The organism is Rufibacter hautae, assembly GCF_008271695.1.
GTDB lineage: Bacteria > Bacteroidota > Bacteroidia > Cytophagales > Hymenobacteraceae > Nibribacter > Nibribacter hautae.
This window is the reverse complement of the sequence record NZ_VKKY01000001.1, coordinates 1,398,954-1,413,323: the sequence shown is the minus strand read 5'-3', so window position 1 is coordinate 1,413,323 and position 14,370 is coordinate 1,398,954. Positions and strand designations below refer to the sequence as shown.

The 14,370-nt window shown below is 52.0% G+C and carries 9 protein-coding genes; 8 read left to right on the top strand and 1 reads right to left on the bottom strand.

The features are described 5' to 3' along the window. Positions 1–80 precede the first annotated feature (80 nt). The 8 genes from ettA to FOA19_RS05295 all read left to right on the top strand — a co-directional run bounded on the left by ettA (position 81) and on the right by FOA19_RS05295 (position 12,911). Complete coding sequence (gene ettA, locus FOA19_RS05330) at positions 81–1,748, top strand: energy-dependent translational throttle protein EttA (RefSeq protein WP_149089727.1); 1,668 nt, start codon at positions 81–83, stop codon at positions 1,746–1,748. 119 nt (positions 1,749–1,867) lie between these two features. Further along, the gene (locus FOA19_RS05325; protein WP_149089726.1) at positions 1,868–2,416 is read left to right on the top strand and encodes a hypothetical protein; all 549 of its coding nucleotides are present in this window, start codon (positions 1,868–1,870) and stop codon (positions 2,414–2,416) included. 372 nt (positions 2,417–2,788) lie between these two features. Further along, the gene (locus tag FOA19_RS05320) at positions 2,789–4,021 is read left to right on the top strand and encodes a glycosyl hydrolase family 18 protein (protein WP_149089725.1); all 1,233 of its coding nucleotides are present in this window, start codon (positions 2,789–2,791) and stop codon (positions 4,019–4,021) included. A gap of 261 nt (positions 4,022–4,282) precedes the next feature. Further along, positions 4,283–7,414: a SusC/RagA family TonB-linked outer membrane protein gene (locus FOA19_RS05315; protein ID WP_223808745.1), complete on the top strand. Its 3,132-nt coding sequence runs from the start codon at positions 4,283–4,285 to the stop codon at positions 7,412–7,414. Positions 7,415–7,438: 24 nt separating this feature from the next. Continuing rightward, positions 7,439–9,034, top strand: a complete 1,596-nt coding sequence (locus FOA19_RS05310) for a SusD/RagB family nutrient-binding outer membrane lipoprotein (protein ID WP_149089724.1) — start codon at positions 7,439–7,441, stop codon at positions 9,032–9,034. A gap of 99 nt (positions 9,035–9,133) precedes the next feature. Next, entirely contained in the window at positions 9,134–10,414 is a 1,281-nt protein-coding gene (locus tag FOA19_RS05305; protein ID WP_190300288.1) for a glycosyl hydrolase family 18 protein, read from the top strand. Between the two features lie 244 nt (positions 10,415–10,658). Beyond that, entirely contained in the window at positions 10,659–11,771 is a 1,113-nt protein-coding gene (locus FOA19_RS05300; RefSeq protein WP_223808744.1) for a glycoside hydrolase family 18 protein, read from the top strand. An 81-nt stretch (positions 11,772–11,852) separates the two neighbouring features. Beyond that, the gene (locus FOA19_RS05295; RefSeq protein WP_149089722.1) at positions 11,853–12,911 is read left to right on the top strand and encodes a proline iminopeptidase-family hydrolase; all 1,059 of its coding nucleotides are present in this window, start codon (positions 11,853–11,855) and stop codon (positions 12,909–12,911) included. A gap of 90 nt (positions 12,912–13,001) precedes the next feature. Here the strand turns inward: FOA19_RS05295 and fabF are convergent, their stop codons facing one another. Beyond that, the gene (gene fabF / locus FOA19_RS05290) at positions 13,002–14,246 is read right to left on the bottom strand and encodes a beta-ketoacyl-ACP synthase II (protein ID WP_149089721.1); all 1,245 of its coding nucleotides are present in this window, start codon (positions 14,244–14,246) and stop codon (positions 13,002–13,004) included. Between the last annotated feature and the right edge of the window lie 124 nt (positions 14,247–14,370).

The window sequence follows — 14,370 nt, the reverse complement described above, 5'->3', positions numbered from 1 at the left end:
GGTTTCGTTTAGGGGCTATTTTTACCAAAATGCCGCCAAAACGCTTCTGCCGTTAACGCACCAGAATCTAAATACTATTCATGAGCAACGAAACCATCATCTTCTCCATGGCGGGGGTGAATAAAATTTACCCGCCGCAGAAACAAGTTCTCAAGAACATCTACCTCTCTTTCTTCTACGGCGCCAAAATTGGCGTGTTGGGTCTCAACGGCTCTGGTAAATCTTCCCTTTTGAAAGTGATTGCCGGCGTAGACAAGCAGTTTCAGGGCGAGGTGGCTTTCTCGCCGGGTTACTCCGTGGGGTACCTGGAGCAGGAGCCGCAGTTGGACCCCGCCAAAACCGTGATGGAGATTGTGCGGGAAGGCGTAGCCGAGACCGTGGCGCTCTTAAAGGAGTACGACGAGATCAACGAAGCCTTCGCCGATGAGAACGCCGACTTTGACAAACTGATGACCCGCCAGGGCGAGGTGCAGGAGCGCCTGGATCACCTGGGCGCCTGGGACCTGGACAGCAAACTGGAGCGCGCCATGGACGCCCTGCGCACCCCTCCGGGCGAAGCCGTGATTGGCAACCTGTCCGGCGGCGAGAAACGCCGCGTAGCGCTTTGCCGCCTGCTTTTGCAGGAGCCCGATGTCTTGTTATTAGATGAGCCAACCAACCACCTGGACGCTGAGTCTGTGCTGTGGCTGGAGCAGCACTTGCAGCAATACAAAGGCACTGTGATTGCCGTTACCCACGACCGCTACTTCCTGGACAAAGTAGCCGGCTGGATTCTGGAACTGGACCGCGGCGAAGGTATTCCTTGGAAAGGGAACTACACCAGCTGGCTGGAGCAGAAAGCCGAGCGTTTGGCCAAAGAAGAGAAAACCGAAAGCAAGCGCCAGAAGACCCTGCAACGCGAGTTGGAGTGGGCCCGCATGAGCCCGAAAGCCCGTCAGGCCAAGTCCAAAGCCCGTTTAGGCAACTACGAGAAAATGGCCTCTGAGGAAGCCAAAGAGAAAGAGCAAAAACTGGAGCTCTTTATCCCAGACGGTCCGCGTTTGGGGAACGTGGTGATTGAAACCGAAGGGCTGAGCAAAGCCTTTGGAGACAAGCTGCTGTTTGAAGACCTCACGTTCAACTTGCCACCCGCTGGTATCGTGGGCATCATCGGGCCGAACGGTGCGGGTAAGTCTACCTTGTTCCGCCTCATCACTGGCCGCGAAGCCGCCGATGCGGGTAACATCACCGTAGGACCCACCGTGGAAACTGCCTACGTAGACCAGCAGCACGAAAGCCTGGACCCGAACAAGTCTGTGTTTGAGACCATCTCCGGTGGTACCGAGACCATGCTGTTGGCCGGTCGGCAGGTGAACGCCCGCGCCTACGTGAGTAAGTTCAACTTCACTGGTGGTGACCAGGAGAAGAAAGTAGGCGTGCTGTCCGGGGGAGAGCGTAACCGCGTGCACCTGGCTATGACCCTGAAGCAAGGCGCCAACCTGCTCCTTCTGGATGAGCCTACCAACGACCTGGACGTAAACGCCATCCGGGCCCTGGAAGACGCGCTGGAGAACTTCGCTGGTTGCGCCGTGGTCATCTCCCACGACCGTTGGTTCTTGGATAGAATCTCCACGCACATTCTGGCCTTTGAAGGCGACTCGCAGGTAGTGTGGTTTGAAGGAAACTTCTCAGACTACGAAGAAGCCAAAAAGAAACGCCTGGGCGATGTAGAGCCGAAGCGTATCCGTTACAAGAAGCTGATGAACTAGGTTTGTTTAATGCTTGATTTTATAAAAAGAGCCCGGAAACGTAAGTTTCCGGGCTCTTTTGGTTTATAGAATTTTACTAAAACTAGTTTACTGTCTAAATTTGGAAAAATTATAACTTGATGAATAGTAAATACTTAATATTTGCATTATTCCTATTGATAATTAGTTCTGGTGATTTGTTTTCACAGAACACCCGACTTATTCCAGATAATCATTCTAGTAAAACCGGGATGCCTATTGTAGGAACTTCACCATTGTCTAGTATAAGGTCAAAGCTGTATTTAGGTTCAACCAAAAATGAGGTCCTTTCTAATGTAAAAACATTAGGTAGTCACCCTTATGAATTATTAAATGATTTCACCATTAAGGTTTATGAAGACGATTTAATATTAGCTGATAATATTAATGAGAATGGAGCACTTAGTGGTGTAAGTAAATATAAAGGGGTAGTTTTGTATGATTTTAATAAAGATAATATATGTAAAAAAGTAAGTTTTTACTCTGATGATGCCGTTTTTCTTAAACGTTACCACTTCTTCAAAGACTCCTTTAAAGAAATAGATGGGGCAACTTGGATTGATACAGATAGTAATCCTAAAGTAGTTTGGAAAGCTTTCAAGGTTGAAGTGATGGACAATGCGATTATCCTTGAGGCAACCTTGTTATAGCCGTTGTTGGTGTTATTACCAACAACCAAATCTGTAGTCACTTAGTCAAGATAGTGCGTTAGAAAACCAAAGTCATCTTTGTTCTCCAAATAAAACCTAGCTGAAGAATAATAGCCAGCTTTCAGCTGTTCGGCTAACTCCCATTTCTTCTGCACTCCTAAGAAGGCCTATTTTCTTACGCTACTGTTTTTGGTTTGATTTTACGAAATAAGCCCAAAATCAATGGCACAAGTAGGAAGCCCTTGCATCAAATGAGGGCCTTGCTAGCGTGCTGCCTCTTTCTATTGTTCAGGGAAATATTTGTCTTTATAGTAAGCTAGAAAACCGTAGCTTTAGCTACTACTTCCCCTAACCTTATAAGATAAACAGCAGATGGAAAATTTACCTAAAGCATTGAGGCTGTTTGTCTTTTTCTTTCTTTTGGCGTGGCAGGTGAAGGCACAAAACAAAGTGGTGGCGTACCTGCCTAATTGGTTGGACTATAATGCCATGGCCAGAAGCATCGCCTATGACAAACTAACCCACATCAATATTGCCTTTGAGAACACAGATGCCGCCGGTAATCTGAGCTTCACGCCGGCCAACAACACCTTGATCCAGTTGGCACATGCCCAGCAGGTGAAAGTACTGGTATCCATAGGGGGCGGGTTGATTTCCTCCAACCCTACTCTGTATGCAGTTTACTTTGACTTGATCAGTGATGCCAAGCGGGCAGATTTTGTGCGTAAGATCGCGGCCTACCTCACCGCACATAATTTAGACGGAATAGATGTTGACCTGGAAGGGGCTTCCATCAACAGTGACTACGGTAAGTTCATTGCAGATCTTTCCGCCGCCCTCAAGCCACAGGGCAAATTGGTGACGGCGGCGTTGGCGCATACCAACGGCGGCGATGCCGTGTCCAGTGACACCTTCCAGTATTTTGATTTTATCAACATCATGGCCTATGACGAAACCGGACCTTGGGCGCCCAATCGTCCGGGGCAGCATTCTTCCTTTGAGTTTGCCAAGGCGTGTCTTGATCATTGGGTGGGCCGTGGGCTCCCGAAAGAGAAAGCCGTTTTGGGAGTTCCTTTCTATGGCTATGGTTTCGGGGCAGATTTCAACGAAGGCATAGGCTTTGGCGAAATCATCAAGCGCTACCCGGGTTCAGAAAACCTGGATCAGGTAGGAAACACCATCTATTACAACGGCATCCCTACCATCAGGGCCAAAGCAGAATACGTAGCAGAGCAGCAGTACGGCGGAATCATGATCTGGCAACTGGCGCAGGATGCTACCGGTAGCTATTCCTTGCTCAGTACCATTCATCAGGCGTTGAAGAAGGTCACCGGTTCAACCCAGCAGGGCACAGAACCGATTCGGGTGCATTTATACCCAAACCCTACAAAACAGCCCGCCATTGGGTACCTGGCTTTTCCCGCGGCTACAAACAAAGTGAAGATTGACATCAGGGACATGAAGGGCGTGAAGGTGTATGACAAGACCTTCAAGAATAAGCAGCGGCAGAGCAGGGTAGAGCTTCCCAGGCTTTCTCAGGGCATGTATCTTATTCAGGTAAAGGCAGATAACCTGATGTATTCAAACAAGTACTTGGTAGAATAAACCAAGTGAGGTGATTGCTGAATTCCTATCCTTTCCTCGGTTTACCTAAACTTCTTTCAAAGATATTCTTGGTTTGGTTCTATTCTGATTGCGGAGTAGAGCGGTGAAAATGTATTCTGCCATTTCCTTCCTAATGGCATCTTTTTAAATTATCTTAGAAACATAGTAGTTTCTTTTCTCACCCCCATTCCCATCTTGTAAAACTCTATAAGTATGAATGAAACGTTTACTTTTCCTAAGAAATGTATAACAGTCCTTCTTATGATGCTGACTGTTGTCTTTTATCGGGCGGAGGCACAAACAAACGTCATCACTGGCCAGTTGGTGTCTTCCGAAGATAACTCCCCTATTCCGGGGGCTACGGTCCTGCTAAAAGGGACCTCTACCGCCACCGCCACCGATGCCAGTGGCCGATTCAGCCTACCGGCCGCACCGGGCAGTGTGCTGGTGTTTTCCTTTATCGGGTATATTCCGCAGGAGGTGATAGTGGGCAGCCAAGCCAATATCACCGTTACGTTGGTGCCAGATGTCACGGCTCTGTCTGAAGTAGTGGTGACGGCCTTGGGGATAAAAAGAGAGGCGAAGGCTCTTGGGTACTCCATTGCGCAGGTAGGAGGCAGCGAACTGGCTACCGCCAAAGAAATCAACGTCATCAACTCCCTCTCGGGCAAAGTGGCCGGGGTGGACATCTCTACTCCCACCGCCGGGCCATCGGGGTCTTCCAGAGTCATCATCAGGGGAAACTCAGAACTGAGCGGCAACAACCAACCCTTGTACATCATTGACGGCGTACCCATGGACAACACCACCGCCGGTGGTGCCGGGCAGTGGGGCGGTTATGACCTGGGTGACGGATTATCCAGCCTTAATCCAGACGATATTGAATCTGTATCGGTGTTGAAGGGCGGGGCTGCGGCAGCCTTGTATGGCTCACGGGCTTCCAACGGCGTCATCATGATCACTACCAAAACGGGGGCTAACCAAAAAGGAATAGGCGTAGAGTATACCGGCAATTATACCGCTGAAAGGGTATTATCTAGGTTTGATGACTACCAGAAGGTGTACGGACAGGGCCGGGACGGCATCCTGCCCCTGGAGAACAATGCCAACAATACTCAATCGGCGTGGGGCCCTCAGTTGGATCCAAACCTGAGCCTGCAGATCTACAACGGGGAAACCAAGCCCTATGCTTTGGTCAACGACAATATCCTGAGCTTCTTCCGGACGGGGTCCACCTTCACCAATACGCTGGCTTTCACCGGCGGAAATGAAAATGCCTCGGTGCGGGTCTCCGTTTCTGACATGCACAACAAAGACATCGTGCCCAAGACGGGCATGGCCCGCAACACCTTCCTCATCAACAGCACCATGAAGTTGGGGTCCAAAATAACCATCAACGGAAAGGTGAACTACATCACTGAAAAAGTAGATAATAGACCGGCTTTGTCAGACAACCCCAACAACGTGGGTCTGGCCATCATCGGGATTGCCCCTAACTTTGACCAACGCTGGCTTGCTGAAGGCTACAAAGATGAGTTCGGCCGCTACCAGGATTGGAACGGGAACACTTACCGCATCAACCCTTACTGGTCTACCAATGAGATGTCCAATGACTCCAGACGCAACCGGGTGATTGGTTATCTGCAAATGAACTATGATTTCACCAGCTGGCTGGGGCTGCAGCTGCGGGGCGGTACCGATTTCTATAATTTCCGCTACACCAACTTCTCGCCGAAAGGAACCCCGCTCTGGGAAACCGGTGCCCTGCAGGAGCAATCCAACCACGTGGCAGAGAAAAACTACGAGGCGCTCCTGAAGTTTGATAAACAGTTCACCGATGACTTCTATGTGACGGCGTTTGCGGGGGGTAACATCATGCACCGCCGCGCCGAAAACCAGATGAGCACTGGTTCTGGCATCGTGCTGGAAGGCATCCAGGCCATCACCAACTTCACAACTCAGAGCAACGACTATGGCTTGTTCCGGAAACAGATCAACTCGTTGTACGGAACCGTCCAAACCGGTTACAAAGACACCTATTTCATTGATGTGACCGCCCGGAACGACTGGTCCTCTACCTTGAGCAAAGGCAATAACTCCTACTTCTACCCATCGGTTTCCGGAAGTTTCGTGTTCACGAACCTAATGGATAGAAGCCCTATTCTTTCCTTCGGGAAACTGCGGGCTTCCGCGGCCCAAGTGGGTGGTGACACAGATCCTTACCAGTTAAGCTTAACCTACGGTTTGAAGAACTTCTCCCTCTTAGGCAAACCGCTGGGCGAGATCTCCAATACCAGCGTTCCTAACCTGGAGCTGAAACCCACCCGCACCTTCACTTATGAATTCGGGACCGATCTCCGGTTCCTGGAGAACAGAGTGCAACTGGATTTAACCTACTACAGCAAGAAAACCACCGATCAGATCCTTCCTTTGATCATCCCGGCTACCAGTGGGTACAACACCGCTATCATCAATGCCGGGGAAATCACGAACAAAGGCGTGGAACTGATGCTGAAAGGCGGGGTGGTTTCTACCCCTGCTTTCTCTTGGGATGTGATGGTAAACTATGCCCGCAACGTGAACCAGGTGGTGAAACTGCATGAGCAGGTAAAAGAGTACACCCTGGCCAATGCCCGTTGGGCCGGGGCCGCCATCATGGCCCAGGAAGGGCAGACTTTCGGGACTATTGTAGGAAAGAAACTGATGCGCGACCCGAACGGAAATGTGGTGCACAATGCCGCCGGTTTGCCCGTGTTCGGTACCGAGCAGGAGGTATTAGGCAAAGGAACCTATGACTGGACTTCGGGGATCACTAATGTGCTGACCTATAAAGGTTTCAGACTGAGTGCTCTGGTAGACATTAAATCAGGGGCCGATATATACTCCATGAGCAGTGCCATTGCCCATACCAATGGTACCTCAGAAAATACCCTGGAAGGCCGTGCGGGCTGGTATGCCTCAGAAGAAGCCAGATTAGCCGCTGGCGCAAGTCCCGCTGCTTGGACGCCCACCGGCGGTTACGTAGGCAAAGGGGTAGTGAACGTAGGCACCGCGGAGGCTCCTAACTATCAGCCCAACACCACTTTTGTGAATCCGCAGAGTTACTGGGCTCAGTTCCTGTCTAACTCACCGGAGCCGTTTATCTATGATGCGACCTATGCCAAACTCCGGGAATTGACCATCGGGTACACCCTTCCTAAAACCTTGTTCGGCAGATTGCCTATTCAGGCGGCCTCTATCTCTTTTGTGGGAAGAAACCTGTTTATCCTGTACAGCAACCTGCCTAACATTGACCCAGAGTCCAGCTACAACAACGGCAACGGGCAAGGCTTGGAGTACGGTTCTATCCCGTCCAGAAGAAGCTTTGGGGCTAATTTATCCATCAGATTCTAGCGTTTACCTCAACATAGATTAATCATGAAATCAACCTATAAGAAAATAAGGCTTTTGCTGTGCGGTTTGCTTCTCCTGTCTTTGGGCAGTTGCGACAATTTTGAGGAGATGAACCAGAACCCTACCAAGTCCACGCAAATGGACCCTAACCTCATGCTGCCTACCATTCAGTTGCAGCTCTCGGGTGGGATGTATGAGCAGTGGCGGAACGGCTTTATCTACGCCGGCGACTGGATGCAGCAGTGGACGGGCGAATACGCTACCACCGAGTTTGGCGGAAAAGGCCAGAAAAACGACGGGTACATGAGCGCCCTCTGGGATACCCAGTACCCCCGGGAAGTGAAGAACATCTCTGATATGGTGATCCGCACCACCGGTGACCCGGCCCAGGTGAACATAAATGCCGTTTCCCGGATCATGAAGGTGTACATCTTCTCCCGGTTAACGGACCTGTACGGCGATCTCCCTTACTTTGAAGCCGGGAAAGGGTACCATGAAGGAGTCTTAACGCCTAAGTATGATGCCCAGAAAGACATATACTATGACTTCTTCAAAGAACTGGATGCCGCCACCAAGGCCTTGACTCCCGCCGGAGACCCGGTGACCCAGGACTTCTATTTTAACGGCGATGTGAACAAATGGAGAAAGTTCGGGAACTCATTACGCCTGCGGTTGGCCATGCGCCTGGTGAAAGTGGAACCCGCCAAAGCCAGAGAAGAAGCCGAGGCAGCCATTGCCGCCGGCGTGATGGAAAGCAACAGTGACATGGCCGTGATGCAGCACATCAACGTGCCTTTCGGGGGCGATGTGTTCGGGGGAAATGGTTTTTCTTATGTTCTGATGGCGGTATCGCCTACTGAGAGCGCCTTTAGAATGGTGAACACCTTTGCCAAATACCTGGAGGATACCTCAGACCCAAGACTGAGAATCTTTGGCGCTTCTTACCTGAAAGACGAAAACCGGACCGAAATCACCGACCAGGTGCGCGGCAAGTTGGGGAGCTATACCGCCATGTCGCTTCCACCCAGTACTTTCTCCTATGAAGGAACCGGCCCGGCCATCACTGTAGATGTAAACGGCCAGGCCACTGAGGTTCCCCGCATCTTACAGGTCCTGCAGCCATCCAAATACATATCGGCCATTGATGCGCCCTATATTATCATGAGCTACGCCGAGGTGGAATTATGGAGAGCAGAGGCAGCTGTGAGAGGCTGGAACTCTGGCGGAACGGCGCAAGACCATTTCAACAAGGCGCTGGAAGCCGGCGTGAAGCAAATGACGGTGTACAAAGCCCCCGAAGTACCGCAGGCGACCATCAATGCTTTTAAAGCCGCCAACCCCTTGCTGCCCGGCCAGGAACTGGAGCAAATCAACACCCAACTCTGGATCAATTTTGCCTTGAACCCGCAGGAAGGATACGCTAACTGGAGAAGAACCGGTCTGCCTAACCTGACCTACCGCAACCGCGACCCTGGTGTAAACCAATCGGGTGGTCAGGTGCCCAGAAGAATGCAGTACCCGGTGAACGAGTATCTGTTGAACGAAGCCAACGTGAAAGAAGCCGCTGCCAGAATCACCGGCGGCGATGTCTGGACCGCCCGGGTTTGGTGGGATAAATAATAGAGGAGTAACAAAGAACTTAATCAGATCATGATGAAAAATTATATAAATCTCCTGCTAGGCTGTTTTCTCTGCCTGTTCTTCTTAACCAACTGTGAGGTGGAAGACGACGAAAACCCGGTTTTTGAAAGCACCGCGGTGCCCCGCATTTTCGGGTGGTCCACGGCCAACACCTATACTACTGATATCTCAGATTCGCTCATCATTGACTTGCAGGTGTCACCCGCCCAGGACGCTACCTTCAAATGGTTTGTGGATGGGGTAGAGGTAGGCACCGGCCTTCGGTTCAAATACCTTTTCCCCGAGGCCAAAGACTACACCATCAAGTTTGAAGCCACCCGCAACGGCGTCACCAACTCCAGAGAGGCCGATGTGATTGTGATCAAGCCTTTCGTGCCGAAAACCTACAACAAGAAAATGGTGGGTTTCCTCACGCAGAACGGCTCCATCAATGACGTGAACTTCGCCAACCTGACCCACCTGGTGATTTCCTCGGCGGTGGTAGGCGAAGTGGCTGGCCAGGCCTCATTGGTAGATACCACGCTGGAGAACCTGAACATTCCGCTCATCATCAAGGCGGCGCATAACGCGGGCGTGTACGTGCTGCTGGACGTAACTGGCAACATGGTGACCTTGAACGGCGGCGGCATGTACGCCGATTACGGCTTCTTCAATGTGGTGAAAGACCCCGCCAAGCAGGCCACGGCCATTGCCACCATCATGAAGTTTGCCTCCAACAACGGTTTTGACGGCATCAACGTGTACCTTAACAACACCTCCGAAGGCGTTTTAGAGCCGGTTTCCAAAATAGAGCAGTTTTTCAAGGCCATTCCGGCCGCGCTGCCTCCCGGGCCCAATGGTAAGTTCTTCTACACGGCCTCGGTGCCCGGCGGCTGGACCACCGGCGTGCTGAGTGCCATTGCCAAGGTTCCGGAGATTGACTGGGTGAACATTCAGCCGTACCGCTATGAAGACTTGGCGCCAACCGCCCACTCTCCTTACTGGGGCGCGACCGACCTGGTGAATACCTGGGTGAACTTCGGGTTGCCGAAAGAGAAGATTGTGCTGGGCTTCCCAGCGTTCGGTTTGCATTACAACATGCCCAAAGACGGCACGCAGGTGGGGTGGGGTAATCTGTGGAAATACGCCACCTATGAAAGCTTCAGAGACATCTTATTGAAAGACCCCATGGCGCACACCAAAAACATGCTTGCCGTGGATGACGGCATCTACTATGACGGGCACCCCATCATTCAGCAGAAAGCCCAGTTGGTGATAGACCAAGGCTTGGGTGGCCTCATGATGTGGAGCGTGGAAAGCGATACCCCTGACCAATCCAAGTCACTGCTGAAGGCCGCCAACACTGCCTTGGGTAACTAGAAGAAGCCCCAGTATTGCTGGCATACCCCGTACTCCTGCTTTGAGGCTGTTTTTATGAAAACGGCCCTAAAGCAGGAGTACGCTTAAAAGCCCGGCCCTACTTTCTGGAAGATGCGCTCCGCTGGAGAACTGATTTTAGCCTGTTTTCTGAAAAGCAGGTTAGAAACAGAAAGGCATGTGCGTTTCTGACTTAATTTCGCTAAACGAGGCTTAAAACAAATCCTACTTATTCATTCCATCCCTCATGATGAAATCTACCAGAATCTTTCTGCTGCTCGCATTCCTGTCACTCACGGCCACTGCGCAGAAAGCAAGTCCGCCGCGCCCGGCGGTCATCGCGTATTTTGCCGGAGACGCCGCGCAACTGGATACCTATGATGCCCGGCAACTAACCCACATCATCTACTCCTTCGGGCTGCTGGACGGAAACAAACTGAAGCTCAGGAACCCCGCAGATTCTGCCGTGCTCCAGAAGATGGTGCTGCTCAAACAGAAGAACCCCCAGTTGAAAGTACTGGTGTCTTTAGGCGGATGGGGCGGGTGCGAAACCTGTTCAGATGTGTTCTCCACCTCCGCCGGCCGGAAAGAGTTTGCAGCCTCTGTCAAAAAGATGAACGGGTACTTCGGGGCCGATGGCATTGACCTGGACTGGGAATATCCGGTGGTAGAAGGGTTTCCCGGGCACAAATTTTCGCCGGAGGACAAAGACAACTTCACTGGATTGGTGCAGGAACTACGCCGCAGCCTGGGCAAAAAGGCCATCATCAGTTTCGCCGCCGGCGGATTCCAGAAGTTCCTGGACGAAGCGATTGACTGGAAGAAGGTGATGAAAAAAGTGGATTACGTGAATCTGATGACCTATGATTTGGTGAACGGAGGTTCTGCTAAAACGGGTCACCACACCGCCCTGTATTCCACCCCGCAGCAGCCAGAGTCCACCGACAACGCCGTGCAGTCTCTCCTGAAGAAAGGCGTTCCCGCGGAGAAAGTCATCATCGGGGCCGCGTTTTACGGTCGAATCTGGGAACAGGTGCCCAATGTGAACAACGGACTTTACCAGATGGGCAAATTCAAAACCGCCGAAGCCTTCAAAGATTTTCCCAGGCTTCTCTCGGCGCAGCAAGGCTACACTTACCATTGGGATGAGCAAGCCCAGGCGCCTTATCTCTACAATGAGACACAAGGGCTGTTTGTGACCTATGATGACCCCCGTTCCATGAAACTGAAGGTGAATTACGTGAAAACCCATAAATTAGGCGGCATCATGTTCTGGCAGCTGGCCCAGGATTCCCCCTCCAACGGATTGTTAAACGCCATTTATGGAACAGTAGAGACAGCAGCTGGGCCCGCCAACTAGTTTTTACCCGAAAAAAAGCTGGAAAAGTAGACGAAAGCTCACCGCTGATGCTCAGAGAGAAATAACCCAAAAGAATAAAACATGAACAAACTTCTACAAGGCACCTGTCTGCTGGTATTGAGCCTTCTGTTTTCCTGCTCAGATCAAAAAAACACCTCAGAAACAGCCGCGCCGGCGGCAGCGTATTTCGCCCCAACCGAGCAAGGGGTGCAAGACGGCGGAGTGAAGATGGTGCCCATCCAAACTGCCAAAGGCACCTTTAACGTCTGGACCAAACGCGTGGGCAACAACTCCAAGATGAAACTGCTCTTGCTCAACGGCGGTCCGGGTGCCACGCACGAGTACTTTGAATGCTTGGAGAACTTCCTGCCCGCCGAGGGCATTGAGTTCATCTACTATGACCAATTGGGCTGCGGCAACTCAGATAATCCTAAAGACACCACTATTTGGGATTTGGCTCGATACGTGGAGGAAGTGGAACAGGTACGCAAGGCCTTGAACCTGGGACCTGATAACTTCTACTTGCTGGGGCATTCCTGGGGCGGCATCCTGGGCCTGGAGTACGCCCTCAAATACCAGCAGAACATGAAAGGCCTTATTATCTCCAACATGATGTCCAGCGCCATTGACTACGGCAAGTACGCCGATGAAGTCCTGGCCAAGCAAATGGACCCACAGGTGTTGGCCCAGGTCCGCGACATTGAGGCCCGCAAGGATTTCCAGAACCCCAAGTACATGGAGTTGCTGATGCCGCATTTCTACGCCAAACACGTGCTGCGCCTGCCTCTGGAGGAATGGCCTGAGCCGGTGAACCGTTCGTTCGCCAAAATGAACCAGTCGTTTTACGTGACCATGCAAGGCCCCAGCGAGTTCGGGATCTCGGGCAAACTGGAGAAATGGGACCGCAAAGCCGATTTGAAAAACCTCACCGTGCCAACCTTATCCGTAGGCGCCGAGTTTGACACCATGGACCCCAAACACATGGAGTGGATGGCAACCCAGGTGCAGAACGGTTCTTACCTCTATTGCCCTAAAGGCAGCCACATGGCCTTCTACGATGACCAGCAAACTTACATGAAAGGCCTCATCTCCTTTATGAAAGGTGTGAACGAAGGTCAGAAGGAAGTCAAGTTGCAGTAGATTCTTTCAAACCTGTTTTCATGAAAAGAGCCCGGAAACAAACTGCTTCCGGGCTCTTTTCATGAAAACGTATAAGAAACGGATAGGGCCTTACGCGGTAAACTTCTTGAAGATGGCCGTGGCGATGTGTCCTCCAAACCCGAAGGTGTTGCTCATGGCGTAGTTCACTTCCTTTGAAACAGCTTTGCCCAAGGTTAAGTCAAACTTCGCGCTGAGTTCAGGTTCAGGCTCGGTCACGTTGATGGTAGGCGGAATGAGGTTCTCCTGCACGGCCTTGATGCACGCAATGGCTTCAATGGCTCCGGCCGCTCCCAGCAAATGGCCCGTCATGGATTTGGTGGCACTCAGGTGCAGGTGCGTATTAGCCCCGAAAACCCGCTCCACGGCAATCACCTCGCTCGCGTCGCCAATAGGCGTGGAGGTAGCGTGACAGTTAAGGTAATCAATGTCTTCCGGCGAGAGGTTGGCTTCTTCCAGCGCCTCCAGCATGCCCAGGTACGCACCCTCGCCCTCGGGGTGGGTGCCGGTGAGGTGGTACGCATCGGCGGCCATGCCTCCGCCCACTACCTCGGCTAGAATGGGGGCGTTGCGCTTCACAGCACTGTCGTAGCTTTCCAGGATGAGGGCTCCCGCTCCTTCGCCCATCACAAATCCGTCGCGCTTCACATCAAAGGGACGAGAGGCGGTGGCCGGGTCGTCGTTGTGGGTAGACAAGGCCTTCAGCGCCCCAAAACCGCCCATGCCGGCCTCGTTAATAGAAGCCTCCGAGCCGCCGGTGATAATCATATCGGCTTTGCCCCATTTGATGTAGTTAAAGGCTTCCAGAATGGCGGTGTTGGAGCTGGCGCAGGCCGAAACCGTGGCGAAGTTCACGCCCCGCAGTCCGTACTTCATGGAGATCACGCCCGCCGCGATGTCCACAATCATCTTCGGCACGAAATACGGGTTGAACCGAGGCGTGCCATCGCCGGCGGCGAACTCCAGCAACTGCTCCTGGAACGTGACAATCCCGCCGTGTCCGGTGCCCCAAATCACGCCTATGCGGTTGCGGTTCAGTTCCTCGAAATTGATGTTCGCCATCTGCACGGCCTCTGCTACTGAGATGAGCGCATACTGCGTGTACAGGTCGTTCTTGCGGGCCTCGTTTTTGGGCATGAAGTCCAGCGGATTGAAGTTCTTCAGTTCGCAGGCGAAGCGGGTCTTGAACTTGGAGGCGTCAAAGCGGGTGATAGGGGCCGCGCCGCTCACGCCGTTGACCAAAGACTGCCAATATTCTGGTACGGTATTCCCGATGGGCGTCAAGGCACCCATGCCGGTTACTACAACTCGTTTCATTTCTTGTACTTCAAAATTCAGATTCAAAGGTGGCCGGTAACGCTTTGGCAAAGACTTGGTGTTAAGTCTCTTCCCGCAGGTCACAACCGCTTCCTCCCTTTACGGGGTGAAAGTAGCGGCAAGA